We start from the raw sequence: 23,473 nt of genomic DNA, 5'->3' as shown, positions 1-23,473 counted from the left end.
ACGTTAGCTCGATAATCTAGGTGTAAAATACCTATATAAACAAACTGAACCATCAAAGGTACTCGAAATTCCCCTTGATGGTTCAGCATTGAATAATTTTATTGCGTTAGTTTTTCAAACTCGCCATGTCAATAACAAACCTGTATTTAACATCGCTTTTCAATAGTCTATCATAAGCATGATTGATATCCTGCATTTTAATCAGCTCTATATCGGAGATAATATTGTGTTTGCCACAAAAATCAAGCATCTCCTGTGTTTCGGCTATCCCTCCGATCATAGAACCTGAAAAACTCTTACGTGTTGGAATCAGACTAAAAGGAGCCACAGGAAGTGGATGTTCCGGAGCGCCAACAAGAGTCAAGGAACCATCTCGTTTCAATAAACTTAAATAGGCATTGATGTCATGTTGTGCCGAAACACAGTCCAAAATGAAATGTAATGTTCCTGCATGTTCCTTCATTTGTTCTACATCAGTTGACAAGATCACTTCGTCAGCACCCAAACGTTTGGCGTCATCAACTTTAGAAGCAGACGTTGTAATGACAACGACCTGCGCTCCCATTGCTTTCGCTATTTTGACTCCCATGTGTCCCAAGCCACCGATACCCACTATACCGACTTTTTTTCCTGGTCCCACATTCCAATGCCTCAAAGGTGAATAAGTGGTAATTCCAGCACATAATAGAGGTGCTGTTGCTGCGAGATCCAAATTTTCAGGAATGTGCAGCACAAAATCCTGATCTACTACAACACGTTCAGAATAACCACCAAATGTCTGTTTATTAAGGTGCTTATCGTGTCCGTTGTATGTTTGGATATTTCCATTTTCACAATATTGTTCCAGCCCTTCCTTACAACTTTCACATTCGCGACAACTATCGACCATACAGCCTACACCGGCCAAATCGCCAACTTTAAACTTGGTTACAGCGGATCCAACTTTAGTAATTCGCCCCACAATTTCATGACCGGGTACATTCGGATAAACGGTTCCGCCCCATTCATTTCGCGCTGTATGTAAATCCGAATGGCAAACTCCACAAAATAAGATATCAATTTCGACATCTTTCTCCGTCACTTCACGGCGTTCAATATCCATCTGTTTTAGATCAGCCGTTGGTACGCTTGTTCCAAAAGCTCTAATTGAAAATGTACTCATACTTGATAAAATTGTTGTTTTCTGTTTTAAATAAATGCATAAAATTCCTACGATACAACACAGATTCCATCCACACGATAAAATTAACCAATGGATGTAAAAAATGTTTTGAAGGAACGATATCAAAAGTAAAAAGTAACTTTCAGAATGATTTTGCTATAAAGCTCAAATTGATATTTCTTTACGGCTCATCGCATCATGCCTGAACATCTCTAATAGGCTAGCTTTGTAAACCGGAAAACCTAATCAGTATCCTCGACCTGTACAAATTGCATTGCCAAGCCCTGCTTCTGGCATATATTCAGAATAGAAAATTCCAGTCGGGTACTAATCCGCAGAACAAGCAAAAATTGCTGGTCATCCAACAATAAATCAATATTTTTTATCTCCGGGAAACTTTGATAGAGAAAATGATAAATCTCGCTGGCTTTCCACTTCAGCTTACGAGATAGCGAATAAACAACTTTATACATATTTAGATTATTTCAAAATTTTAACGGCAATTTGTTGTAAGTGGTGGTTCAAAAAACGCATCTGTTTCAGTTCCTCAAAATCTCGGGCTAGTCGAACCTTTTTATTTTCATTTTCCAGCGCAAGAGCTAGGCTATCCAAGCGCTCCACATCGTTGTGTATTAATAAATAACAATCAATATCTGGATCCAACAACCCCATCATTTCAGGGCGGATTGTTTCCTCTGTCTCCACCATAACCAAAACGCATCTTTCTGATGCAAAGCTATCCACCGACTTTCCTACTTTCGCATTTAACACCATAGTTGTAATCCTGTTTATTGTCTGTATAAAAAGAATCGACCAATCAAAATAGACATATTTTGTATTTTTGTCGAAATAAGCTTCAAAAAAAAGAACAATAAATATACATCCTTACTGTTCAAAATAGTTACTTCGGCTACACTGCCGAATTGTTAGCGCAATCCCTTAACACATATACTTGTCAACCAGGAAAGCCTAGCTTCAAAATCTGGAAAACGATCAAAAAGTAAAACTTCCTGCTCAAAGCAACGTGATGTTGTCACTAACATTTCAGATAAAAACAGGATATCCTTTTCCTCTAAGGCCTGAATTTCTTTTTTCCTAACGGCTAATTCAATCATTTCACGAATCAACTTAATCTCGTCGTCCAGCATGTAACGTGTTTTCGAAACCATCAAGGCTGGATCGGATTTCATATCTTCGAACGCGAGATGAAAACGTTTCGTAATTAAATTAATCTGACGTAGTTTTGCTTGTAAAAAACCGACTAAATTATCTTCCAGTGAAGCGTCCCTGTTATAAGTTCTACGCGCGACCTCAAACACTTGCTGACATAAGTACTCCGCAATCGCATCAAAGACATCCATTTTACTGGTAAAATAGTAATATAACGTGCTCCGACCCTTTCCACAAGCTTTTGAAATATCCTGCATAGAAACCCTTGCAAATCCATATGTTTCAAACACTTTCATGGATGATAAGATAATTTCCTCCTTAATATTTTCTTGTTGACCCGTCATTACTCGACAAATCTACAAAAAATGTCGAAAAATCAATTCACCCAGCCAACTTTTTTTCGCCACTCATTGTAGGTGTCATTCTCCTGATCCAGTAATTGAATTCGTTCCACATGTTCAATTTTATTCATTTCTATAGGATTAAGGGGTAAAAGGTTCATACTGCTCCTCAAGCTGTTTATTGCACCTTTATCTTCCACGGGATAAATACTGCCACTGCTGCTTAACTGTGTCCCATAACGTTGCGGCTTACTTTTGAAAACCTGAATTCGATCGTGCAAATAAGCCAGATTTGCGCGATTGATGTCCATAATATTATCAAGAAGCAACTGATAACAATCTTGCATAAACTGAGGTTCTCCTATCGCATGCTGAACAATCAGCCAAGCTGAATTGCTAGCCGCTTCGCCGACTTTTGAAATAGTTGGATAACCTATTTCGGCAATGATTTCACGTAGTCTTTCTGCATTCCGTTGGTGAATTGTTTCCATCTCCGCATGATATCCACCATGAAGCTCTCCCCTCTGTAATAACTTTTCCCGCATTGATTCGTCGTCCTGCGCTAATCGGATAATCTCTTCCGCAATATTTCTATATAACATCTCAATTTTCTAAAATCTTTACTACGTATTTTACTTCTCTAAATCCTTTCCGCCTGGGCCGGTAACCCATTATATTCATAAGCTATTAATCTCAACAACTTCTTTCGACGGGAATAGACTACGCTTTATGTATAATCTTAGTCAGGTGACTGACATCGGTCAGCCCAAATTCAGCAGCAATTTCCTTTAAGGTAACTCTTCCTACTGCTATTCGTTGACGTATCAAGGTACTGCGGTAGTTTTGAATATAGTCCCGTAAGGTAATCCCTGCCTGACGTTTAAAGTAAATACCAAGATAATCGTTGGCAATATTAAAGTGCTCCGCCATCATTTGTATCCGCAGACAGTTGGGATCGTAAATATTTTTATGAATATAGCAAAACATAGCCTGCAGATCGCGGCTTTTGGTACTACTACTACGCAATTCAGGCATATTTCGCTGCAGAACATGTGCAATGCTGAATAATTGCAACCAAATAAGCTCCTGATTTCCGGTTTGATCTTTCTTTAATAAAAGGAGTATATCAAAGATCTGTTCTATCACCAGCTTATCTTCTCCCGCTAATTGAAACCCCATCTGATGGGTTTCTCTACTTTTTATGATATATTCCAGCTGTTGTATTGCGGGCGTAGCACCCGAAGTGTCACGACCAAGGTAGGCGTCGGTAAATTTAAGATAAACAAAATGTGTGAGTTGTTCGATTTCAAAATAATGCTGATCATCTGGCCCAAGCAGAAAGATTGCTCCTGCCCCGTAAGGAAATGAATGTCCATTAACGATATGTCGTCCTGAACCCGCCCGAATAAAAATGAACTCGTAATGATTATGATTATGCTCGGGATGGTTCCATTCGAGCATCTTAAATCCTGAAATAAGCACCGGTTCAAACTGACGATAACGTTTCATTTCAGAAATATACATAATTATGTTGGATTTTTACATTAAACCCCACCAGGCTTCCAACTAACTTTGGCCTTATAAATAATAGATAAAGATGAAGACTAGAAAAAACACCGCTTTAGTTGTGGGCGCCAATGGCGTCATAGGCAACAATCTCATAGACTACCTTGAAAAGACGGAAGAATGGGAAATTATAGGTTTATCACGACGAACAAATGATGATCGGAATAAGGTTCGTTTTATCGCTGTAGATTTATTAGATATAGCCGATTGTATCAAAAAACTAGGCAACTTGGATTCTGTGACTCATATTTACTATGTTGCATATCAGGATAGGCCGACCTGGGCTGAGCTGGTAGAGCCCAATATGAGAATGCTAAGCAATGTCTTGACTGTGGTGGAACCAATAGCAGGTAATCTTCAACACATCAGCTTAATGCAGGGGTATAAAGTATACGGTGGTTACCTGGGTCCTTTCAAGACGCCGGCCAAAGAATCAGATGCCGGACATATGCCACCTGAATTCAATACCAGCCAACAGCAATACCTCGAACAACTGCAACAAGGTAAGAAATGGACTTGGTCGGCGATCCGTCCGTCAGTTGTTGGTGGAACGGCTCCCAATAATCCGATGAATCTAGCGTTGCTCATTGCTGTATATGCTTCTATCTCAAAAGAACTCGGTATTCCGCTTCGGTTTCCAGGAAAAATTGGCGCTTTTCAGACATTGATGGAAATGACCGATTCAACACTATTAGCCAAAGCAACGGTATGGGCCTCGACCAATCCACAAGCGGCCAATCAAGCCTTCAACATTAACAATGGCGATCTCTTCCGCTGGAAGGAACTATGGCCCAAATTAGCAGCCTATTTTGATATGAAAAGTGCTGACCCGATCCCGCTATCACTCGAAACAATGATGGCAGATAAGGAACCTGTATGGCAAAAATTAAAAGAAGAGCATGCATTAAGCTATAACTATGCGCAGGTTTCAGCTTGGCCTTTCGGCGACTTTGTCTTTTCTTGGGATTATGATTTTTTTGCCGACGGCACAAAGGCAAGACGGCTCGGTTTCCATGAATTTATCGATACTGAACAAATGTTTTATCAGCTCTTTGACGAAATGCGTGAAAAAAGAATAATTCCATAATAGCAAAGATTAAATTTTACCGTCTATTTTTGTAACTTACCTAGCTCAAGCACAACCTTTACTTCATTACAAATTCATCCGGTATCATTTTATTGATTAATAGTCAGAAGGATAGCGGATATTTTGATAAAACAAGCAATATGAATACAAAAAAAGCCTTTGTAGTAGGATCAGGAAAACTTGCAAACGCAATACTGGAAGCCGATTATTCCATTCCCAATGTTGAAATTTCACCTTGGCAACCATCCATTACAACGACATCTCCATCTATTGTTATACATGCCGGATCGGGCCGGGAGTTACAGGATTGTCTTGATTTTTGTGCACGTACAGATTCGGTATTAATTGAACTGTCGACGGGGCTAGAGACCGAAAAGCTTGAGACTGCTTTTCCACTTGTCATTTGCCCGAATACCTCCGTACTTTTGCTAAAAACGCTCCATATGCTTCAACAATTTGGTCATAATTTCAAAGACTATGAAATATCTATTATAGAGTCTCATCAGGCCTCCAAGAATACTGAACCAGGTACAGCTTATCATATCGCCAACTCTTTACAGGTCGCTCATGAGCGTGTTGTCTCCATTCGCGATGCGAAAACGCAAGCTTATAAAATAAATATTCCCGTTGCCTACTTAGAAAAGCATGCCTACCATCAGATTGTGATCAAAGATAAAAATGATGAAATTAAAATTGAGACCAAGGTCCTCGGACATGATTCTTATTCAAATGGTGTCAAAAAAATCCTTGAAGCATGTGTCAATAATAAATTAGCCAATAGAAGGCATACGGTGTTGGATTTGGTCGCTATGGGGCTACTTTAGTTAAAACTTTCAATTTAGATAGTAGGTTTCTATAAGAGGAGTAAAAGAAAATCCATTTGGTTTTCTTCGAAGCCACAACAATTTATCAAATGGGATTTGGGGCCAATTTTTTCATTGTTTTTATTTTTCTACCACTGCTGGTAATTTTAATGTTATGCGGAATTTTCACAGAAAGACGCTTCTTTGGTTACGCAATTTTATCTCTCATCGGCGGCGCATTTCTACTTTTTTCTTTGTCTCAAATTTTTCAATGGATCGCTAGCCCAAAAATCTTAAAAAAAGAAGATTATTATGGGACTTATCACATAAAACATGACCTATTCCCAGGAAAACAAACTGACTGGCAATACGATAGGTACAATTTTGTCATAAAGGATAACGATTCGATTTATTTCAACGTCGTAAGTGCAGGTAAAGTATCCAAAGTTTACAAGGGCAAGATCGAAACAGTTAGTCCTTATGAATCCGCACGCTTAAAGCTGTGGATGGACTCTCCCACTCATCATATTCTTGAATCAGATCCAACGGTGTACCGAGGTCCTTTAGGCTTCTATTTGGTATTTTATTCGTCGAAATATAACAACGTTTTTTTTGAAAAAGACTGACATTCAAGCGTTATTTAACATGACAAGATTTTCTCTATGTACAGGTTACTGCCCTACGTAATATGCACAAAAAAACACCATAAATTGGTGTTCTTTTTATTTTATAATACATATAGGATTAGTTTGCCGACTGCTATTTCCCTTTTGATCTTAGAAATCGTTTTGACAAATATCGCCGTACGGGTATATCGTATAACTTCAAACAGCCGTATGCAAGCACTATACTTCCGATGACAACAGCTGCTGCTCCCGGCAGAGATTCTTCAAAATTCAGATTTTCATTCTTGACCCAAGCATAGTATAGATAAATAAAAGGATAATGTACCATATACAAAGGATAGGATATATCGCCTAAAAACTTGCAAAGCCAACTTGTAATACCGCTTTCTCCCTTGCCAGATGCTCCTAAAATAACAAGCAAAGGGAAAACAACAACACAACATAATGTATCGTACAGACCATTCATCCATAAATGCTCAGCGCCGCCAATGCGCGGCATAGCCAAAAGAGGTACTAAGATCAAACTACAAATCCAAAATGCCCCCTTGATCTGTAAAGATTTAAATATCCTCGATAGCAACAGGCCCGCTGTAAAAGAAAATAAAAGACGAAGTGAACCTGCCGTAAATTCTGTTCCTGTGAGTGAAAAACCAGCACATATATCTCCCAAGGGTCCCAATATCGCAAATGCAGCCAAACCTATTCCGAATAAAATAACGAGTCCGGCTAATGCTTTGGTCGAAAATCTTCGAATGACCAATGCATACAAGATATTACCGATGTATTCAAAAAACAACGACCAGCTTGGTCCATTTAATGGAAACATCTCCCCAAGCCCTCTCACTTCATGCCTCGGAATCGCAGGAATTAACAAAGCATTCAATAGGGTTGCGATTGCCAGCGAAGAAAATGTCACTTTTGTCACATCCCAAACAGAACAACCCTGAAAATAGAACATAACTGCTCCAATGATCGCTCCCATAACAACCATCGGATGTAAACGTATTATTCTTCGTTTTATAAATTCTTTTGTTGTCATCGTCTTCCAGCGATCATCATAAGCATAGCCCACGACAAACCCCGAAAGCATAAAGAAAAAGTCGACCGCCAAATAACCATGATTAATTCGCTGATCTAAATGGCTCGTTGCAAAGGCTTCAAAAATATGAAAGCAAACGACGGTAATAGCTGCGACCCCTCGTAACCCATCAAGTACAGCATAATGTGGTTTGGTATCTGCATAAGCGGAAGTCGGTACTTGAGTATCTGACATAAAAATAAAACGATTTGATTGATTTTTTTACAAGGAAGTAAATATAAACAAATTCGCTTATGCAGGTTTGTAACAAGTTTGCAGGTTACCCATTATCTACATCTGTCATTTGATAATGGGGATATAATCCGGTAAGTAAACCTGCTCTTTTTGCATATTTTGGATGTAAATTTTAGAATAAATTTCCAAACGGATATCGGTGATGTCTGTAGTCGTCGGCTTGTCGTCTTCATCTTCTCCAAATGAAAAAATCTGTTCTTCCCTTCTATTTTTTTTATGCAAAAAATAGTAAAAGTCTTTATTTTCCCAACCTTTTATACCACTTCCCGCATCATCTTGAAGCATCAATTTTGTAAACGTCTTCTGTAGATAGTTGTAAATATTTTGAAAATCATCTTTATTTTTTGAAGACTTCAGTGCATATAGATAAGTAAATTCACCATTTTTATCCTCTGCCACAGTCAAGGCTGGAAAAGAGACTCCGGATAATATCGCTACGGTATCCTTTTCTTCATTATAAGAAACAGTTGTATAACGATAACCGAAATCTTTAACTGGCTTTAATTTCCGTGTTCCCCAAGCTGCGGTAGACTCGATATAAAATAACGTTGGCAGGCTCCCTTCTGAATTAAAAATAGCAAGCGTATCCTTTTTAAATATGGCGGTTTCAAAGACTTCTTTCAACTCTTTCTTATCCATACTTTTAACGTCCGCATGCAGCAACTCTTCGCTCCTTTTTATTTTGGGGCCATAAAATTTGGATGCATTAAAGGTTCTATCCAATTTTTCAAGGATCACCCGATCCGGATTTTGCGATTGACAGGAATACAGCATACCAGATAAAAGGATCAGACAGCATACACTATAATATAGAAAATGAAACGGCTTCATCGGAATTGTCATTCAAATTATTTTTTGGGTTACGATCTTTACTTTGCCGTAAAGATCTTCAAACTAAAATAAATTTGTATTCATTTGCAAATGAAATTGTGCGGGATTAACACCTTTTGACTTTTTAGAAGTGCAGCGCAATCCAAAAGTACATCGTTGTACTTCGTTCGCGTTGGGTCCACGTTGAGTCCACCTTAATAGAGGGCTGTCACTCCAAAAGAATGTCGGATTCATCTCGGATTCACAGGGACTGTGATACGGCTCTGTCCCAATGCAGGTAGCTATCGGGCTAGAACAGAGGCTCATTGGCTGTCAAAGAAGAAATTATGTAAATTGGGCTTCTAAGTTACGAGTCAGACTATAAAACGTATTTTTGCATATAAAAATCAATTTATCTATGTTTGAAATATACAAATTGTGTTAATTTAAATAGATAAAGAACAAGCAAGCGTATATTATGTTTAAAAAGGTATTTTCTTTAGTTTTCTGCTGTTTATCTACAGCCATTTTTTTCAAAGCATCTGCACAAGATTTCAAGCTTTCCTCTTTACCAGGTCAGTATCAAAAACCGGTCAAAAATGCACTAAAAGCTGCCGGCATGAATCGTAATGAATTGGAAAAAGTACTAGCGAAACTGCCAAAAGAAATGCGTGAAGGTGCGGCTTTTCTCATAGCTTATATGCCTAAGAATGATTTGACGACGATTAAGAGTGATCATCTTATCCATAATATTGAAAAGGCTTACCAGGCAAGATCAACATTTTCCTGGGCTAAGGAAATTCCAGATTCTATTTTTCTAAATGAGGTATTGCCCTATCGTGTATTTTCTGAAGATCTAGACGACTGGCGTGGTGATTTCTACGATCGTTTCTCAAAATATGTAACAAATAGCAAAACGATAAAAGATGCCATTGTAGCCATAAATAAGAATATCAGAGATGAAGTAAAAGTCGATTACAATACCCAACGAAAAAAAGCAGATCAAAATCCATCTGAATCGATAAGCCAAGGGATGGCATCTTGTACCGGATTATCCATTTTATTGATCGATGCATTGCGATCAGTAGGTATACCGGCCCGGATTGCAGGTACACCAAACTGGCATGACAATCGTGGTAACCACAGTTGGGTCGAGGTATGGATGAATGGTAAATGGTATTTTACTGAATATTATCCGGACAAAGACCTAAATTACAGCTGGTTTTTGGCCGACGCAGGGAAAGCCGATCCGAATAGCAAGGAACATTCCATTTATGCGGCTTCCTACAAACCGGCAGCTACCTCATTCCCAGCATGGAGCGAAACAGAAGTATATGCAGATAATGTTTCCCAGCGGTATATTGATCTATTCAATCAGCAATATAGCCAACAATTGAACGACAAATCTTACACCCGTCTAAACGTAACCATGTATCTTAGTAACGATCAATGTCAACCGGAAGGCAGAACAAAATGCAATGTGGATATCTTTCAAGGAAATGATCAAATTGGCGGTGGTTCGACCGCAACTAAACTGCAGGATGCGAATGATTATTTAACATTTATCGTGAAAAAAAACCAGTCTTATACCTTGAGGTACAGCAATAAAAATGGGCCTACCGAAAAGAGAGTAACTGTAAAAGATGAGCCTTTAAATGTGATATTATACTTCAATTAATATAGATTATTATTTCGTACGTTATCATCCCCAACCAAAGTTCCAGCAACCTGAAAACCAATTAGCATTAAATTATGAAAAATATTTTTGACAAAACAGTGAGTGATGAAGTGATAGCACGGATTCAAAATCTTAATCCAGATTTAAATACGCAGTGGACACACTGAATTGATGAATCCAAGTAGCCAACTGGATCGCCAGGCGCAGAAGTGCCCTGGCGATCCAGTTAAGGTTATCGCCACCAATGATAATAGTTATGCATGCCGTCGTATTCAAATCCACACCTGGGATAAAGACTATTACCGATAACATTTGTTTTCTCGGTCTCAAGCATCAGACCACAAGCCCCGGTCTCTTCGCACCAGACTTTACTACGATCGATAAGCCGAACCGAAAGACCTTTACTCCGATGATCAGGATGCACAAATAGATCACTCAACAACCACTGTCGCTGCAATTTAGTATAATGAAACAATTTATAAAGCTGAACAAAACCAACAGCTTGTTCGCCCTGAATTGCCAAAAAGATTTCTGACTCTCCGTACAAAAATCGCTCCCTCAAAAATTCTTTGGCTTTTTCCAAATCCGATTCCTGTCTGTAGAAAATTCGATAAAGATTGAATAACGCCGCTGCTTGATCAAGATCCTCAAGACTTGCCTTTCTAATGTTATAATTCATTTCATTAAATAGTTTGATTTATAGTGCAAATGTATCGCAACTCTTTCGTATCGACCTCATCCAGATCGCAGATGTGCAGTGGTCCAATCTTCGGTAACATGGATTTCGACGCGACCAATAAACAAGTTCATAATAATTTCAAAAACAGACTTCATGCCTTTATAACAATAGTTATCGAATTATAAATGCTTTTGAACGAATTGTAAGTCTTCTATACGGTCAATTTATAAGGCCCCTATATTTAGATATGAAAAGGAGAAAATTAGCAGCCACAGACAGTGAAACCTTTATAAATTATTACCTACCCAATTGGCGATCCATTATCATCGGTAGTATCTTGATTTTAATGGGGATATCTACATGTTTCATCGGTTATCATCCGAATGATTCATTTAAAGAGAATTTCAGTGCCATGGTACTTGACTTTAAAGACGTATTTCGCTTTTTAGTTTCATTATTTATGCTGTTACTCCACTTATCTTTTATTATCGGCGGCTTCCTTCTTCTAAAGAGCAACATGAAGGTCATCCGAGCCCGGACAGATAAAAAAGGATTGTATTTTAAACGGATTAAAAAGAAGACCGGGAGTATGTGGGCTTTAGCAGATTTGGATGCGCTGGTATTCGTGCCCTACATTCAAATCGTTAATATCCGTATTATTGAAAGCAATTGGTTGGGGCCTAGACTTGAGCTTGAGACTTTTCAAGGTAGAGAAATCCTTACCATGTTGAACGTATTAAGCCGAAAACAAAAAGAGCAAATTTGCCAAACCGTGAAAGAATATGGCATTTAATGGAGACGTGGTCTGCCCTCTCCCGTTTAAACAAGTAAAGCTTACTAAAATCAGAAAAAACTGATTCTAGTAAACTTTTACTTTGAATTACTTATTCCTATAATGTTATAATCAATCGTTGAGTAACAATTGATCAACATATTCTCTGATCTCTTGTGGTAACATAAGATAAACCGATGTTTTCAGGTTTTCTTTACTCGGTACCCCATCGATGAAAATATTCTTAAAACCTTCATTGAGCCATTTCCCCTCATCCTCTAGATATCCACGATATTTGCTGTCTAAATTTTCAATAACACTATTGTTGTTTCCCATGTTTTCCGTCATTTATTCTATGTAATCTGCATCTAAAATATTCGACAGGGGAACATCAACATTGGTGCCACACCTCCTCAAAATTTTAAAAATCATCCGTCGGAAGGCATATTTTAAGTTTTCTTAACATTTCCCTATTCTAGCAACGAAAAAACCATTACACATTAAATATCAATACATTACAAACAGACAAAAAATAATTTAATTTGCTTTAGTTGATATTATTCGCGATTTTTAATGGTGAATACCGTACTTTTGTATTTTAATGTTTATAACCCTATTATTTATGATATTAATAGCAGTCTTACTTCCTTGGTTATCGTTTTTCTTACGCGGTAAGATTCTAAGTGGCATTCTCTGTTTGATCCTACAGATGACTATACTGGGTTGGATACCCGCAGCCATTTGGGCGGTTGCATCTCGTGTTGACGGAAAAAACGAACAGCGCATACGTAAGATGGAACGTAATATGCGTAATTATCGATAAACCTTGGGCGCGAGCTTATTCGATTGAACAGTGATCAATTGGGTGCCAAAAAATGCTGTATTTGTCCTAGTGTAAAATCGATCAGTTGGTCATTTACATCGCCATTAAAATCAGCCATCATATAGTTCCCATGATTAGCCGGTAAAATAAGTAGTCGAGCATGAGGAATCTGCTGTTGCATGGCAGCTAGATGTGTCGTTTTTACAACATCTTGGTCTCCACCTATCAAAAATACCGGGCAGGTCAAAAGGCTTAAGGATTCCGTTTCGAAGTCTTTAAAGTTTATCATGCGCTGGCTATCTTTTTCATACATATTTCGAAATTTCTCTGGATCTGGGTTCAGCTTCATAAAATTTTCTTTGAGAGAAGGCGGTATATCGTTGATCGTTGAAGCTTCCATACTTTCAAAAAAACCATCTAAAAGCCCCTCTCTTTTGGTATTTCCCGATGCAGCAATCAGCTTTTCCACCTTGTCCGGATACATCGTCACAAATTTCAAAAGTGTTGTCGCTCCATTGCTAAAACCGAAAAATGAAGCTTTTTCAATATAAAAGAAGTCAAGAACAGCCGAAATATCTTTCGCATCCTGCTCGAAGGTTTCGGGAGTGGTTCTGTGTTCGGATCTTCCATGATTTTGCAGGTCTATCACAATCAACTGGTACTGATCATGCAATCTTTTTACTGTCTCTTCAAAATCAGTGTAGCCAGAGGAACCTCCGCCATGAATCAATACTAAAGGCTCTCCTGTGCCGAATATTTCGTAGTAAAGTTTTATTCCATTTGCAGGTGCATAACCGCTTTTCGATTCTATTTCACGCATAATTTATCCTATAAAGTCTATATTTCTGTCAGTAGCAACACGCTTCTACAGCGATTTGTTTTCTATAAATTTTTTAAAACTTAACAAGACCCCATCGGTAAAAGACTGTTGTAGTTCCAAAGGTGTAAATGTATCAGGCTCGAAAGTTTCCCGGATAATCGTATTGTTATCAATCGCCTGAAATTCAACAACACAGGTTCTCCCTCCACTGATACTTCCAATGTATTCCATCCAAATAATCTCATCGTAAACGCCTACATAATCAAATCCCTCCCGGCTATTTTTTTGCTCCATTCTAAAATTAAACATCCCGCCTTCCCTAAAGTCAATATGAACAGCAGGACAGTGCCAATCGTCAAATGGAATATTCCATTGCATAATTGCATCAGCATCATTCCAGTATTTCCAAACATGGGCTAGTGGCTTTTCAACTAAAATAACCGAAACCAAATTTTTGACAGGACGATCTTTATGTTTCATACGATGTTTATAAATGATAAGAATACTTTTGTCTATCTACACTGGCTTAAAATCATTCCGTTCAATATATTGAGATAAATGATTGCATCGAGCGGCACCACAATATTAATAAACTATACAGAAATTCGACTTGTCCTATGACAATATTGATTTACGCTACACACATTTTTCTGCTATACAGCGGAGCTTCACTCTATATTTAAGAAAAGGATGAAAGCCTACCGTAATAAGTCGATTAATGAATAAACAGAAGACTATGGTATATTTATTGTGTGAACATGAGAGAACATATAAAAAACCGATTCAAATGAGAAAATTAGCATTTATAGTCATGAGCCTTGTTACTTTTACAGCCTGTAACAATGCTCCCAAGAACAGCGAATCAAAAGAAACAACTGATCAAAGCAAGGAAGCAACTCCATCGATCGGCGGCAGCAAGGATGAGCACGGTTGTTTAGTCGCAGCGGGACAAACTTGGAGTGAGATCAAACAAGGATGTATCCAGGTCTTTAATGTTGGCTTACGCCTGAATCCAACGGAGAAAGAAGAAGGGAAAGCTGTCATTAGTGCCTTTGTTGTCCTTAGCGAGGATAAATCAAAGGTAGAATTATTTTTACCTGATGACAGTAAAAAAAACATTATCCTGGATAAAGTCGAAAACGACATTTATCAAAAGGATAACTATAAATATGATGCTAAAAAATCAGCTCTTTACGTGGATAATACGATTAAGTACACAGGTGATGTTGAGTAGCCTAGAAAGAAGATCTCGTTTTAATCCTATACTAGCAGAAGGGCTGCTGTAATAAATTTCTGAATGCGACAATAGTTATTCTGAATCCATTTCACTTGGAATAACTATTGTTCTATTCTATTATTTCAAGTGCACTATTGAACTATTGGCACAATTTGCACTACATATGGCCCTGAGTAATGATTCCCTACCATTTTATTCTCATTCACAGTAATATGATATTGGCCAACATCTTTAAATCTATAGGCAAGTTCTTGGCCAAAGGGGCCATCAGCCGAACCATTGGGCAGAAAAAGCTGACTAATTCGTACATTGGCTGTATCCGTGGGAGTTTTTATTTTGATAAGAACCGAATCCGCCTGATGGACTGAAATAAAAATAGTATCCGTTTTCCCTGATACCATATTCATTTCCTTAGATCTTCCACCACCAAAAAAAGTTACGTTAGAAGGTAATTCTTCTGCCTTGCGCTTAGATTCATTTGTACTGGATTGTGGCGGGCGCTGAGGTAATTGACAAGCTCCGTAAAAAAAAACTATCAACACATTCATGATCAATAATCGTAATTTACCCATAACGTTTTACTTAAGATAACAAAAGCAATTAGATTACAGTTTTAGCCATTTTTCTTTTTCTATATATCCAACCGTTGAAATTGGATTCTTTACAACCCTACCGCTTTATCGGTTATCTTGCCCTATGAACGCCCTCCAGCATTTCAGTAATACACTGCATGAATAATTCATTTCCTTTCACGGGGTCGTAAATGAACCCATGGCCACCAGCCTTCAGTGTCCGAAGATACCAAGCCGATGATTTTCGGCTAGCGTAGACAGCACTGACCTTCGCTATTGGATAGATTGTATCGTCAGCCGTGTGAAAAGAATATATTGGTCTATCGCTGTGTAACCGTTCCCAATCGATCGGCTCAATAACGAGTTCACAATCGGCAGATAATGTGAAGAAGGCACTAAATGGTGTATTACTTTGGGCGGCAAACCAATAAACGGCTGTACCACCATTAGACATTCCACCAAGGTAAATTTCTTTGCTATCCAGTGAATAGTTAAGTTTGACTTCTTCGGTAATTGCTAACACCTGTTGAAAGGCAGGACGTTGTCGTACCCAACCGTACGATTTTTTTCCAAAGGGATAAATTACAACAAATCCCATACGATCTGCCAATTTAAAAATCGGCTCGTCCGCTACACTTGGGTCCGCGAACTGGAACTCAGTGACACTTGAGACGCCACCATGTAAGTAGACGATAGCTCTTACGTTGTTTTTATCTTTAAGCTTCGCAGGTAGATAGACCAAATAGGGTACAAGACTATCGCCCATTTGATTCCAATATAAAGCAAAACCTGATTTGACCACCTCACCTGCCCCCCTTGAACTATTGTGTTGAATCTTTTTTAACCACTCACGTTTAGCCTCAGCTTGTTGCTTTTTCAACTGAGCTACCTTTAATGATAGCCGATCCAATTGATTTTGATAGGCACTTTGTTGTTTTAAATTTTGAAATTCCTCGGCCGATGAAAAATACCGGTACTCATCATCAGTTATTCCAAGTCCCAGCTTAATTCCTTCCTCAAACCACGCTATTGCCAAGTCCACACTGTCTACATTAGCCGCTGCCACCATCGCATTCGCATAATCGTATTTACCCACCGAATCTTTCTGTATAAAAGCAGCTTTAAAATCGTTTAGAGCGGCCTGGTAACGCTTATCCTTCAAATTTTTCCCCGCACTTTCCATTAATAGTGAATAGGATGACATTTTAACCAAATGCATCTTCGCTTGTGGAATCTGAGACTGAGACCTCCCAATTGCAATTACGAAACAAAACACAAACACAAGGGAACCAGCCTTAATTAACGTACTCATCATCTGAAAGTCTTTATAAAATCTCAATTATAAAAATTAAATATCGAACCAAAGTAATCTAATTAGATCTCGAACACGAATTGTTCAAACGTCTTAAATATAGATGGCAATACGGACTTCTCTTAATCTATTTCGGTGAAACAAAGAAAATCATCGGTGAATAATCATCGGATGGGGATAAGCGAAGGCACACCCAGTTTCCTAATTCATAAAATTACATCGTCCACAAACTCCATTTTGATTTGATTGCATGTGGATTTAATTCTCGTATTTTTTGATAAAAAACATAGAAATTTCTATTCCAGAGGGAATAGTTATGCGTAAAACTGAAAATGGACTGTCCCTTACTATCCAATTGAACGACAACTTGCCAGATATAGTGATTATTAATTTGAGTCGATGTCCTACGAAGTTCAATAATATCCACTAACCTAAAGGATCTACCTGCCCCGTCTTTTCGAGCGACAGCATAAAAATAATTTTCATCAAAAAAATAATCTTCGTCACTTAACAGATTATCTTCTATACCAAATAGAAAGGGTCGTGACGACAGTTTTCTTAATTTATCTGTTTCAAAATGATCATTCATCTCATAGCTTTTTTTAACACCGTATAAATAATTTTCAGCTACATTTTTCTTATAGACTTCTGTCAACACGACAACGATCAACACACAACTGATAACCAAAACAATGCCTTTAGAATTCATTTATTTCGCAAAAAAAATTAACTGACACAAATCAGATAGAACATAGGAATTTCCCCTTCATCTTTCTCGATAGCATCCAATCCTTCGAGATAGCTATGGTCTCGGAGTTCTTTCTGAGCGATTTGTTGTTCCAATTGATAGCGCAAATCCAAAGCCGTAAAATGTAGTGGATGTGAAGGCCACATGGGATAACACTCAGACGGAATGATTACCATTCCACCATGCGACATTATTCCAGGGACTTCCTTTCTTTTCTTTAAGATATCCAATATACCTTTTCAAGTAAGATTTCCCAATTTTACTATTTAACCCAACTTGATCTTCTCCTTCCATAAATTGATCGGAAAATAGCAACCAATCACTAAAATGCTTTTTCGCATATACTGACAACTTTTTGAGAACATCTAATGCCACAGGTTTTGATAGATATCCAACGTCCGTTGCGGATGTCGTAATATGACTTGCTACAGCAACAACAAAGGCATTTACCCCTACTTTGGAGATATCCCAAACGGCTGTATCGATCTTGCTGTTTTTTCCTTCCAATGCGGTCCCTGTCTTTTCTATTCCAAGTAATGTAAAATATGAACTCAACAATTCAAGACAGCTGTCTGTATCTATTATACCAAAATCTCTTTTTAACAATTTGATAAAATCACTTCTATATTGATCAATTTTGGGATAATTTCCAAATTGATATAAGTGAATCGGATAACTTCCATCATCTCCCGTACTTCCGAATACCGTAAACCAGTCCCCAAAAACAATGACTCTAAATGCAGCTCCTAATGCATTACCAAACTGTTCTTCATAAGGAATATCCAGAAGTATATTGTTATCATTTGCTAAACTCCCCGCCCTTTTTTCCTCTTCGGCTTTCAAAGTAAGTTCATCTTTGGCTTCATGCACACCTTCCTTTGCCGTATTCAATAATTCTCTTAAAAATTTAAACATAACGGTATTGATATTAACTACTTAAAAGAAATCTTACTTACTATATTTTTCCACAAGCGCATAATCATAAGGGATTCTCATGGACAAGTCGCGTGCTTGCCAAATATCTCCTTCAGACGCCTGGTAAAAATCATAGGCATTTTTCAGGAAATTTTCACCGTTTGGAGCCTCCACCCAACTTTTCTTCGCTCGATTGTAAAGTAAAATCATACAACTCACGCAACGATAATTACCTGCTGTTTTTGGGTTTTCAAAACAAGTTCCAACTTTGATATTAATCTTCTGATTGATTATCACATCGGTCAATTTACGATTCGTGAGATGAATTAATGCGATTTGTGCATCCTCATGATCCGGTGGTAACTTCGCTATTACTAATTGTCCAAAATCTGACTTTCTAATTTTTTCGATTTCTAAAGCCCTAAATTCTGGCGATATGCGATTTGTATCAACCGGGTATAGATCATCTTCATCTTCTACAGCTGCCACTTCAGTCGTCGTTACTTCGGTAGACCCAGCGGCAAGTAGCAGTTTATTGTGTTCATAATTTTCCCAATCTGCTGTATCGTAGGTAACCCACTGCTGTATCTTATAGAGCAAGGTTTCCCTCTTATTGACTTTGATAAAAAATGCTGCTATTAAAAATGAAACCAGCAAAATGGACAGGATAACGAAGACTCTTTTCAAACTAAAATTATTTAATGAAGTATTTAAATCTGTAAAATCGTGAAAACAAATTCCATGTTTTCATTTAATACCGTAAATCTGCACATAATTATTCAACCGGTAAATCTGGAACCCATATTAGGTCAAAACTTGGCGATATTTGTAGCTCAATAATCAATATTTGAAAACAGCAATACAATCGCTAATTTCGAAGACCTTTAATGATTCAATTAAATCCAACGTGTATGCATAAGCTGTTCGATCTCATATCACCTCGCATCTTTAAAAAGGAAATTTCTTTTAGGAGGAACGAATACATCAAAATGAATGGTTCGATTGATTCAAAAATTTATTTCATAAAAAAAGGCAGCATCAAAATTTCTATTTTTCAGGAAGATCATGAACAGATTATTCGCTTTGGATATGATGGAGATCTCATTGTAGCTATGGATTCTTTTATTCATGGTAGCTACTCGGATTATGCAATTCAGGCAATAAAGAAAACAGATATGCTAATCGCCGAAAAGGAAGATTTTATGAATTTTATCTATTCCTCTTCAGAAAACACAAAATTATATATCACTATATTGGAACAGTTGGTGTTACAGCAGCTTGAAAGAGAACAAGATCTATTGCTGGAATCCCCAAAAAACAGGTATGAGAGACTCATTAAACGAAATTCTAGATTGTTTCAACTAATTCCGAATAAGTATATCGCCAATTATCTTAGAATGAGTCCCGAAACTTTATCAAGAATCAGTAAATCTTGAGTTAAATCAATTTTTTTCCAATTTATTTTCGAGTATTTTATCAAAAAAAAGATGAAATGTAAATCATTAGAACTACTTGATCAACTGGAAAAGCAGGTACATGAACAGATGTCATTTGTCAATTCCCTAGAAGCCCTTTCTCAGGAGACATTACATAAAAGACCTCATGAAGGGTCCTGGAATATCCTCGAATGCATACAGCACCTGAATCTGTACGGAAGTTTCTATTTACCTGAAATCACAAAAAGAATATCCGAAAGCAATCTTGGCTACAATGTTGATTTCAAAAGCGGTTTTTTAGGAAATTATTTTGCTAATTCTATTTTACCAAGTGATAAGAAAAAAAAGATGAAAACTTTTCGAAAAATGGATCCCAGAAATCTTATTCAGAGCACCGAACCGATTCCAGTTTTTTTAGAACAGCAAAATAGACTACTTCATCTACTCGGTAAGGCAAGGTCGAAAGATCTAACCAAAATTCGTATTAGGCTATCTTTTAGCAGCTGGATACAGCTCCGTTTAGGAGATATATTTCGCTTTATTATTCATCATAATACCAGACACATTGTACAAATAAAGAATATCTTGTCGTTAACTACAACACATTAAAATAGGGACCTAAAGAATCCTACAGCATATACACCAAAAGCATTTGGGCTTACCGACAAATAATATTGACTAACCGAGGCAAACCCCATATTGACCGAATAATCGTACCATGATACAGATTATGTATTTATTTTAGACAGCATCAGATAACCAATAAAATAAAAAAAATGCATAGAATTTTAGGAATATGGATCGTCTTCTTGATTTGCTTTACTCAAAATAGTTTTGGACAAGTAAAAGATTCAAACTATTTTCTCGAAAAAGATAATACTAACGTACCTCCGCAGGCCAACATTTTACCGCTACAAAATTTCAACTTCCACGTCAAACCCTATCAGGATTTAGGAACCAAAGTAGTCGTAGACTCATTATCGGTCGGAGCAGATAATTATATTATTTACACATTTAGCGTAACCAAATCTCCTCATGACAAGGAATATTATTCTTTCTGCAATATTGTCGTTAAATTAACCCCGCAGGAATCTATGATGACTTTAGCTCAAACGAATAAAATTTACGCTGGAAATGTCTCAAGAAACCACCCCGACTATTTTGGCCAGGGCACCTTAATACGGGATGATTATCGTATTGATTTTATCGCATTTACGCAAGAAAACCATGATATTAGCGTAATTAACACTAAAATCTACAACCTTTCAAAAGGTAGAACCATATTGTTGGAACAGGATACTTTCCACCAATTTATGCTCAATGATTATCAATTTTCAGACATTGGACTACAATCAACCGATGGCCTCAAAGAACATATTGCAGCGCTAATAAATAAACGGTAAATGCAAAAATTCATCCTTTCATTTGAGCTTTAAAATAAATATGAAAACCTGGACGATCATGCTATTCTTTGTTTCCATTATGGTCATACAAACGTATGCACAGGAGATGACCAATATTAAAGGTATTCGAACATTCTATTTGGTAAAGGGGTTGGAAAAAAGAAAAGCCAACGAGCCAATCGTCATCTTTGAAAGTGGCATCGGCATGAGCGGAAACAATTTTTTAGAGAATATGCCGATTTACTGCTGCTAAAAAATGTCCCTGTTACCGTTTTCATCGCCTACAATCGACCTATCGAGCGGTATGAAAAAGAAATGAACAGTAAATTGGGAATAAATGATAGATTTTGGTTTGATGCCTATGATCAGCTTCGAATCAAACATTATGCAAATCTAATCAAACAAAACAACAATTGTGAACTGATTCTTTTACCAGGATACAGCCATGGGATACACCAACAAGACCCTGATAAAGTCGGTGTAAGCATAAATAGCCTCTTTAAAAGAATAACCCACTAAATCATGTCGATTAAAATAATATCATAGGAGATATCTTTAACCGTTCAAAAAAAAGCCAAAATTAGTGATTAGAAAAAAAATTTAAGTACCTCCAACACGGCTGCAGCTATATTCAAAAAATGTTTCATACAATTGAAAACACAACAATCAAGCCAGCATCATCACTTAGCATCAATGAGTGCTAAAACTTTTTCAATAGGTCGACCAATTACTGCTGCACCGTCCTTTACAACGATAGGGCGCTCAATCAAGATCGGATACGCCAGCATCACATCGATCCATTGCTCATCTGTCAAGTAAAGATTTTGGAATTTTTCCTGAAAGACCGATTCACCTTTTCGGATAAGTTCCAAAGGTTTTAAAGCAAGTTGACCCAATAATTCAATCAATTGGTTTCTCGTCGGAACATCATTTAAATACTCCTGTACTTCTATATCCACAGCATGATGCTGTAGCAACTCCAATGCATTACAACTCTTACTACAATTTTTATTATGATAAATTTTAATCATGGTCGCAATATGTAAAGGATATCCTTGTAATAAAAAATCAATTATTGGATACCCTCAAAAATAGTAACAAAATCACAAACGATTCAAATAAAAGTGCGTTATATAAAAAACGGGATTGCATTTTTGAGAAACTGATCCATTGATGACGTAGGATTGTTTCTCTTTTTTTAATTTAGTAGTATGAAATCAGCCGAAAGTGTAACAGATTTTTACAAACGACAACCAGGTTTAACTCATCTGGATTTGCCATTAAATAATACGGGAATTGGGCATTTCAATGTTTTTAGCAGAGAATCTTGTACCGTTGTATCTCCATATAATCGTCGTGATTTTTATAAAACCTCCCTTATCATAGGCCGTGGAAAACTATATTACGCAGATAAGTGGATACAAATCGATAGACCTGCCATGTTATTTGCGAACCCGGTTGTTCCATATGCTTGGGAACCCGAATCCTCAGAACAATCCGGATGGTATTGTGTATTTACAGAGGAATTTATACAGCATAGTGAACGGATAGAAAGTCTAAAAGACTCTCCCCTGTTCAAAATAGGCAGCAACCCGATTTATTTTCCAGATGAAACACAATTAGCAGAAATTTCAACCATCTTCCAAAAGATGATGGTTGAAATGAACTCGAGCTATATCCATAAAGACGATATGTTGCGAAGTTATCTACATCTTCTCATTCATGAAACGATGAAATCAAGTCCAGCAGCGAGTTTTGGATCTTATACCAATGCATCAACCAGGGTATCAGGACTATTTCTTGAGCTATTAGAAAGACAATTTCCAATCAATACCCTTCAGCTTAGCCTGCAGTTGAAAAGCCCCGCAGATTATGCGCATGCGCTTTCGGTTCATATCAATCACCTCAACAGGTCGGTAAAAGAAACAACAGGCAAAACCACCAGTGCACATATTGCTAACCGAGTGGCCCAAGAAGCCAAAGCTTTGTTGTTGCATACCAATTGGAATGTATCGGATATTGCCTACAGTCTAGGATTTGAATATCCATCCTATTTTACCAATTTCTTCAAAAAGCAAACCGGGATGTCTCCAAACCAAGTCCGAAGCAGTACTGTTTGAATTGTATAACAATCTGTTTGATTGTCTTAACTCGCTTCGTTTATTCCATATGTATTTTTG

Annotated in this window: 30 protein-coding genes; 11 read left to right on the top strand and 19 right to left on the bottom strand. The window is 37.4% G+C overall.

What is annotated here, in order from left to right; all coding sequences use genetic code 11:
• Positions 1-106: 106 nt before the first annotated feature.
• The 6 genes from OK025_RS17910 to OK025_RS17885 form a co-directional block, all read right to left on the bottom strand.
• The gene (locus tag OK025_RS17910; RefSeq protein WP_317665847.1) at positions 107-1,162 is read right to left on the bottom strand and encodes an NAD(P)-dependent alcohol dehydrogenase; all 1,056 of its coding nucleotides are present in this window, start codon (positions 1,160-1,162) and stop codon (positions 107-109) included.
• Between the two features lie 242 nt (positions 1,163-1,404).
• Positions 1,405-1,635 (bottom strand): hypothetical protein, encoded by a 231-nt coding sequence (locus tag OK025_RS17905; RefSeq protein WP_046674596.1) that lies wholly within the window; start codon positions 1,633-1,635, stop codon positions 1,405-1,407.
• Positions 1,636-1,642: 7 nt separating this feature from the next.
• Positions 1,643-1,936, bottom strand: a complete 294-nt coding sequence (locus tag OK025_RS17900; protein WP_317665843.1) for a hypothetical protein — start codon at positions 1,934-1,936, stop codon at positions 1,643-1,645.
• Between the two features lie 152 nt (positions 1,937-2,088).
• Positions 2,089-2,676 carry a helix-turn-helix domain-containing protein gene (locus OK025_RS17895; protein ID WP_313182448.1) on the bottom strand — a complete coding sequence of 196 codons (588 nt, stop codon included), beginning with the start codon at positions 2,674-2,676 and terminating at the stop codon, positions 2,089-2,091.
• Between the two features lie 32 nt (positions 2,677-2,708).
• Positions 2,709-3,275 carry a DUF6624 domain-containing protein gene (locus OK025_RS17890; RefSeq protein ID WP_317665838.1) on the bottom strand — a complete coding sequence of 189 codons (567 nt, stop codon included), beginning with the start codon at positions 3,273-3,275 and terminating at the stop codon, positions 2,709-2,711.
• Between the two features lie 118 nt (positions 3,276-3,393).
• Entirely contained in the window at positions 3,394-4,197 is an 804-nt protein-coding gene (locus OK025_RS17885) for an AraC family transcriptional regulator (protein WP_317665837.1), read from the bottom strand.
• 73 nt (positions 4,198-4,270) lie between these two features.
• Here OK025_RS17885 and OK025_RS17880 point away from each other — a divergent pair, with 73 nt between their 5' ends.
• Both OK025_RS17880 and OK025_RS17875 read left to right on the top strand, forming a co-directional pair.
• Entirely contained in the window at positions 4,271-5,326 is a 1,056-nt protein-coding gene (locus OK025_RS17880) for an SDR family oxidoreductase (RefSeq protein ID WP_317665836.1), read from the top strand.
• Between the two features lie 140 nt (positions 5,327-5,466).
• On the top strand, positions 5,467-6,150 hold the full coding sequence (locus tag OK025_RS17875) for a dihydrodipicolinate reductase C-terminal domain-containing protein (protein ID WP_317665835.1): 684 nt from the start codon (positions 5,467-5,469) through the stop codon (positions 6,148-6,150).
• A 738-nt stretch (positions 6,151-6,888) separates the two neighbouring features.
• On the opposite strand, the gene OK025_RS17870 is transcribed toward OK025_RS17875, so the two are convergent.
• Both OK025_RS17870 and OK025_RS17865 read right to left on the bottom strand, forming a co-directional pair.
• Complete coding sequence (locus OK025_RS17870; protein WP_317665833.1) at positions 6,889-8,028, bottom strand: acyltransferase; 1,140 nt, start codon at positions 8,026-8,028, stop codon at positions 6,889-6,891.
• Between the two features lie 105 nt (positions 8,029-8,133).
• Positions 8,134-8,931: a hypothetical protein gene (locus OK025_RS17865; RefSeq protein ID WP_317665831.1), complete on the bottom strand. Its 798-nt coding sequence runs from the start codon at positions 8,929-8,931 to the stop codon at positions 8,134-8,136.
• Positions 8,932-9,376: 445 nt separating this feature from the next.
• Between OK025_RS17865 and OK025_RS17860 the strand changes: the two genes are divergently transcribed.
• Positions 9,377-10,576, top strand: coding sequence for a transglutaminase-like domain-containing protein (locus OK025_RS17860; RefSeq protein ID WP_317665829.1), 1,200 nt, complete (start codon positions 9,377-9,379; stop codon positions 10,574-10,576).
• A 232-nt stretch (positions 10,577-10,808) separates the two neighbouring features.
• Here the strand turns inward: OK025_RS17860 and OK025_RS17855 are convergent, their stop codons facing one another.
• Complete coding sequence (locus OK025_RS17855; RefSeq protein WP_088162061.1) at positions 10,809-11,255, bottom strand: GNAT family N-acetyltransferase; 447 nt, start codon at positions 11,253-11,255, stop codon at positions 10,809-10,811.
• A 247-nt stretch (positions 11,256-11,502) separates the two neighbouring features.
• Between OK025_RS17855 and OK025_RS17850 the strand changes: the two genes are divergently transcribed.
• Positions 11,503-12,048 carry a hypothetical protein gene (locus tag OK025_RS17850; protein ID WP_317665827.1) on the top strand — a complete coding sequence of 182 codons (546 nt, stop codon included), beginning with the start codon at positions 11,503-11,505 and terminating at the stop codon, positions 12,046-12,048.
• A 111-nt stretch (positions 12,049-12,159) separates the two neighbouring features.
• On the opposite strand, the gene OK025_RS17845 is transcribed toward OK025_RS17850, so the two are convergent.
• A complete protein-coding gene (locus OK025_RS17845) occupies positions 12,160-12,363 on the bottom strand; it encodes a hypothetical protein (RefSeq protein WP_317665825.1) in 204 nt (67 codons plus the stop codon).
• A 286-nt stretch (positions 12,364-12,649) separates the two neighbouring features.
• Between OK025_RS17845 and OK025_RS17840 the strand changes: the two genes are divergently transcribed.
• Complete coding sequence (locus OK025_RS17840) at positions 12,650-12,850, top strand: YqaE/Pmp3 family membrane protein (protein WP_075994862.1); 201 nt, start codon at positions 12,650-12,652, stop codon at positions 12,848-12,850.
• A 34-nt stretch (positions 12,851-12,884) separates the two neighbouring features.
• On the opposite strand, the gene OK025_RS17835 is transcribed toward OK025_RS17840, so the two are convergent.
• Both OK025_RS17835 and OK025_RS17830 read right to left on the bottom strand, forming a co-directional pair.
• Entirely contained in the window at positions 12,885-13,670 is a 786-nt protein-coding gene (locus OK025_RS17835) for an alpha/beta hydrolase (protein WP_317665823.1), read from the bottom strand.
• A gap of 45 nt (positions 13,671-13,715) precedes the next feature.
• A complete protein-coding gene (locus OK025_RS17830) occupies positions 13,716-14,150 on the bottom strand; it encodes an SRPBCC domain-containing protein (protein WP_317665822.1) in 435 nt (144 codons plus the stop codon).
• Positions 14,151-14,457: 307 nt separating this feature from the next.
• Here OK025_RS17830 and OK025_RS17825 point away from each other — a divergent pair, with 307 nt between their 5' ends.
• Positions 14,458-14,904, top strand: coding sequence for a hypothetical protein (locus tag OK025_RS17825; protein ID WP_317665820.1), 447 nt, complete (start codon positions 14,458-14,460; stop codon positions 14,902-14,904).
• Positions 14,905-15,038: 134 nt separating this feature from the next.
• Here OK025_RS17825 and OK025_RS17820 read toward each other — a convergent pair whose 3' ends face one another.
• The 6 genes from OK025_RS17820 to OK025_RS17795 form a co-directional block, all read right to left on the bottom strand.
• Positions 15,039-15,479, bottom strand: coding sequence for a hypothetical protein (locus OK025_RS17820; protein ID WP_317665819.1), 441 nt, complete (start codon positions 15,477-15,479; stop codon positions 15,039-15,041).
• A gap of 112 nt (positions 15,480-15,591) precedes the next feature.
• A complete protein-coding gene (locus OK025_RS17815; protein WP_317665817.1) occupies positions 15,592-16,794 on the bottom strand; it encodes a PHB depolymerase family esterase in 1,203 nt (400 codons plus the stop codon).
• 211 nt (positions 16,795-17,005) lie between these two features.
• Positions 17,006-17,500 carry a hypothetical protein gene (locus OK025_RS17810; RefSeq protein ID WP_317665815.1) on the bottom strand — a complete coding sequence of 165 codons (495 nt, stop codon included), beginning with the start codon at positions 17,498-17,500 and terminating at the stop codon, positions 17,006-17,008.
• A gap of 17 nt (positions 17,501-17,517) precedes the next feature.
• Positions 17,518-17,715 (bottom strand): hypothetical protein, encoded by a 198-nt coding sequence (locus OK025_RS17805; protein WP_317665813.1) that lies wholly within the window; start codon positions 17,713-17,715, stop codon positions 17,518-17,520.
• Positions 17,696-18,454, bottom strand: coding sequence for a DUF1266 domain-containing protein (locus tag OK025_RS17800; RefSeq protein ID WP_317665811.1), 759 nt, complete (start codon positions 18,452-18,454; stop codon positions 17,696-17,698). The genes OK025_RS17805 and OK025_RS17800 overlap by 20 nt, the downstream gene beginning before the upstream one ends.
• A gap of 33 nt (positions 18,455-18,487) precedes the next feature.
• Positions 18,488-19,141, bottom strand: coding sequence for a hypothetical protein (locus OK025_RS17795; protein ID WP_317665809.1), 654 nt, complete (start codon positions 19,139-19,141; stop codon positions 18,488-18,490).
• 224 nt (positions 19,142-19,365) lie between these two features.
• On the opposite strand from OK025_RS17795, the gene OK025_RS17790 reads away from it, so the two are divergent.
• The 4 genes from OK025_RS17790 to OK025_RS17775 all read left to right on the top strand — a co-directional run bounded on the left by OK025_RS17790 (position 19,366) and on the right by OK025_RS17775 (position 21,546).
• A complete protein-coding gene (locus OK025_RS17790) occupies positions 19,366-19,890 on the top strand; it encodes a Crp/Fnr family transcriptional regulator (RefSeq protein WP_317665807.1) in 525 nt (174 codons plus the stop codon).
• 51 nt (positions 19,891-19,941) lie between these two features.
• Positions 19,942-20,499 (top strand): DinB family protein, encoded by a 558-nt coding sequence (locus OK025_RS17785; protein ID WP_317665805.1) that lies wholly within the window; start codon positions 19,942-19,944, stop codon positions 20,497-20,499.
• A 167-nt stretch (positions 20,500-20,666) separates the two neighbouring features.
• On the top strand, positions 20,667-21,293 hold the full coding sequence (locus OK025_RS17780; RefSeq protein WP_317665804.1) for a hypothetical protein: 627 nt from the start codon (positions 20,667-20,669) through the stop codon (positions 21,291-21,293).
• 40 nt (positions 21,294-21,333) lie between these two features.
• The gene (locus OK025_RS17775) at positions 21,334-21,546 is read left to right on the top strand and encodes a hypothetical protein (RefSeq protein WP_317665802.1); all 213 of its coding nucleotides are present in this window, start codon (positions 21,334-21,336) and stop codon (positions 21,544-21,546) included.
• Positions 21,547-21,973: 427 nt separating this feature from the next.
• Here the strand turns inward: OK025_RS17775 and arsC are convergent, their stop codons facing one another.
• Positions 21,974-22,324 carry an arsenate reductase (glutaredoxin) gene (gene arsC / locus OK025_RS17770; RefSeq protein ID WP_317665801.1) on the bottom strand — a complete coding sequence of 117 codons (351 nt, stop codon included), beginning with the start codon at positions 22,322-22,324 and terminating at the stop codon, positions 21,974-21,976.
• 180 nt (positions 22,325-22,504) lie between these two features.
• Here arsC and OK025_RS17765 point away from each other — a divergent pair, with 180 nt between their 5' ends.
• On the top strand, positions 22,505-23,413 hold the full coding sequence (locus tag OK025_RS17765; protein WP_317665799.1) for a helix-turn-helix transcriptional regulator: 909 nt from the start codon (positions 22,505-22,507) through the stop codon (positions 23,411-23,413).
• Positions 23,414-23,473: the final 60 nt, after the last annotated feature.

Origin of the sequence: Sphingobacterium sp. UGAL515B_05 (genome assembly GCF_033097525.1) — a bacterium.
Lineage (GTDB): Bacteria > Bacteroidota > Bacteroidia > Sphingobacteriales > Sphingobacteriaceae > Sphingobacterium.
This window is presented reverse-complemented; position numbering and strand designations above follow the sequence as displayed.

Bases quoted from the DNA above. Each gene is read 5' to 3' on its own strand.
- OK025_RS17910 (WP_317665847.1), bottom strand. From the start codon at position 1,162: ATGAGTACATTTTCAATTAGAGCTTTTGGAACAAGCGTACCAACGGCT.
- OK025_RS17905 (WP_046674596.1), bottom strand. From the start codon at position 1,635: ATGTATAAAGTTGTTTATTCGCTATCTCGTAAGCTGAAGTGGAAAGCC.
- OK025_RS17900 (WP_317665843.1), bottom strand. From the start codon at position 1,936: ATGGTGTTAAATGCGAAAGTAGGAAAGTCGGTGGATAGCTTTGCATCA.
- OK025_RS17895 (WP_313182448.1), bottom strand. From the start codon at position 2,676: ATGACGGGTCAACAAGAAAATATTAAGGAGGAAATTATCTTATCATCC.
- OK025_RS17890 (WP_317665838.1), bottom strand. From the start codon at position 3,275: ATGTTATATAGAAATATTGCGGAAGAGATTATCCGATTAGCGCAGGAC.
- OK025_RS17885 (WP_317665837.1), bottom strand. From the start codon at position 4,197: ATGTATATTTCTGAAATGAAACGTTATCGTCAGTTTGAACCGGTGCTT.
- OK025_RS17880 (WP_317665836.1), top strand. From the start codon at position 4,271: ATGAAGACTAGAAAAAACACCGCTTTAGTTGTGGGCGCCAATGGCGTC.
- OK025_RS17875 (WP_317665835.1), top strand. From the start codon at position 5,467: ATGAATACAAAAAAAGCCTTTGTAGTAGGATCAGGAAAACTTGCAAAC.
- OK025_RS17870 (WP_317665833.1), bottom strand. From the start codon at position 8,028: ATGTCAGATACTCAAGTACCGACTTCCGCTTATGCAGATACCAAACCA.
- OK025_RS17865 (WP_317665831.1), bottom strand. From the start codon at position 8,931: ATGACAATTCCGATGAAGCCGTTTCATTTTCTATATTATAGTGTATGC.
- OK025_RS17860 (WP_317665829.1), top strand. From the start codon at position 9,377: ATGTTTAAAAAGGTATTTTCTTTAGTTTTCTGCTGTTTATCTACAGCC.
- OK025_RS17855 (WP_088162061.1), bottom strand. From the start codon at position 11,255: ATGAATTATAACATTAGAAAGGCAAGTCTTGAGGATCTTGATCAAGCA.
- OK025_RS17850 (WP_317665827.1), top strand. From the start codon at position 11,503: ATGAAAAGGAGAAAATTAGCAGCCACAGACAGTGAAACCTTTATAAAT.
- OK025_RS17845 (WP_317665825.1), bottom strand. From the start codon at position 12,363: ATGGGAAACAACAATAGTGTTATTGAAAATTTAGACAGCAAATATCGT.
- OK025_RS17840 (WP_075994862.1), top strand. From the start codon at position 12,650: ATGATATTAATAGCAGTCTTACTTCCTTGGTTATCGTTTTTCTTACGC.
- OK025_RS17835 (WP_317665823.1), bottom strand. From the start codon at position 13,670: ATGCGTGAAATAGAATCGAAAAGCGGTTATGCACCTGCAAATGGAATA.
- OK025_RS17830 (WP_317665822.1), bottom strand. From the start codon at position 14,150: ATGAAACATAAAGATCGTCCTGTCAAAAATTTGGTTTCGGTTATTTTA.
- OK025_RS17825 (WP_317665820.1), top strand. From the start codon at position 14,458: ATGAGAAAATTAGCATTTATAGTCATGAGCCTTGTTACTTTTACAGCC.
- OK025_RS17820 (WP_317665819.1), bottom strand. From the start codon at position 15,479: ATGGGTAAATTACGATTATTGATCATGAATGTGTTGATAGTTTTTTTT.
- OK025_RS17815 (WP_317665817.1), bottom strand. From the start codon at position 16,794: ATGATGAGTACGTTAATTAAGGCTGGTTCCCTTGTGTTTGTGTTTTGT.
- OK025_RS17810 (WP_317665815.1), bottom strand. From the start codon at position 17,500: ATGAATTCTAAAGGCATTGTTTTGGTTATCAGTTGTGTGTTGATCGTT.
- OK025_RS17805 (WP_317665813.1), bottom strand. From the start codon at position 17,715: ATGGTAATCATTCCGTCTGAGTGTTATCCCATGTGGCCTTCACATCCA.
- OK025_RS17800 (WP_317665811.1), bottom strand. From the start codon at position 18,454: ATGTTTAAATTTTTAAGAGAATTATTGAATACGGCAAAGGAAGGTGTG.
- OK025_RS17790 (WP_317665807.1), top strand. From the start codon at position 19,366: ATGCATAAGCTGTTCGATCTCATATCACCTCGCATCTTTAAAAAGGAA.
- OK025_RS17785 (WP_317665805.1), top strand. From the start codon at position 19,942: ATGAAATGTAAATCATTAGAACTACTTGATCAACTGGAAAAGCAGGTA.
- OK025_RS17780 (WP_317665804.1), top strand. From the start codon at position 20,667: ATGCATAGAATTTTAGGAATATGGATCGTCTTCTTGATTTGCTTTACT.
- OK025_RS17775 (WP_317665802.1), top strand. From the start codon at position 21,334: ATGAAAACCTGGACGATCATGCTATTCTTTGTTTCCATTATGGTCATA.
- arsC (WP_317665801.1), bottom strand. From the start codon at position 22,324: ATGATTAAAATTTATCATAATAAAAATTGTAGTAAGAGTTGTAATGCA.
- OK025_RS17765 (WP_317665799.1), top strand. From the start codon at position 22,505: ATGAAATCAGCCGAAAGTGTAACAGATTTTTACAAACGACAACCAGGT.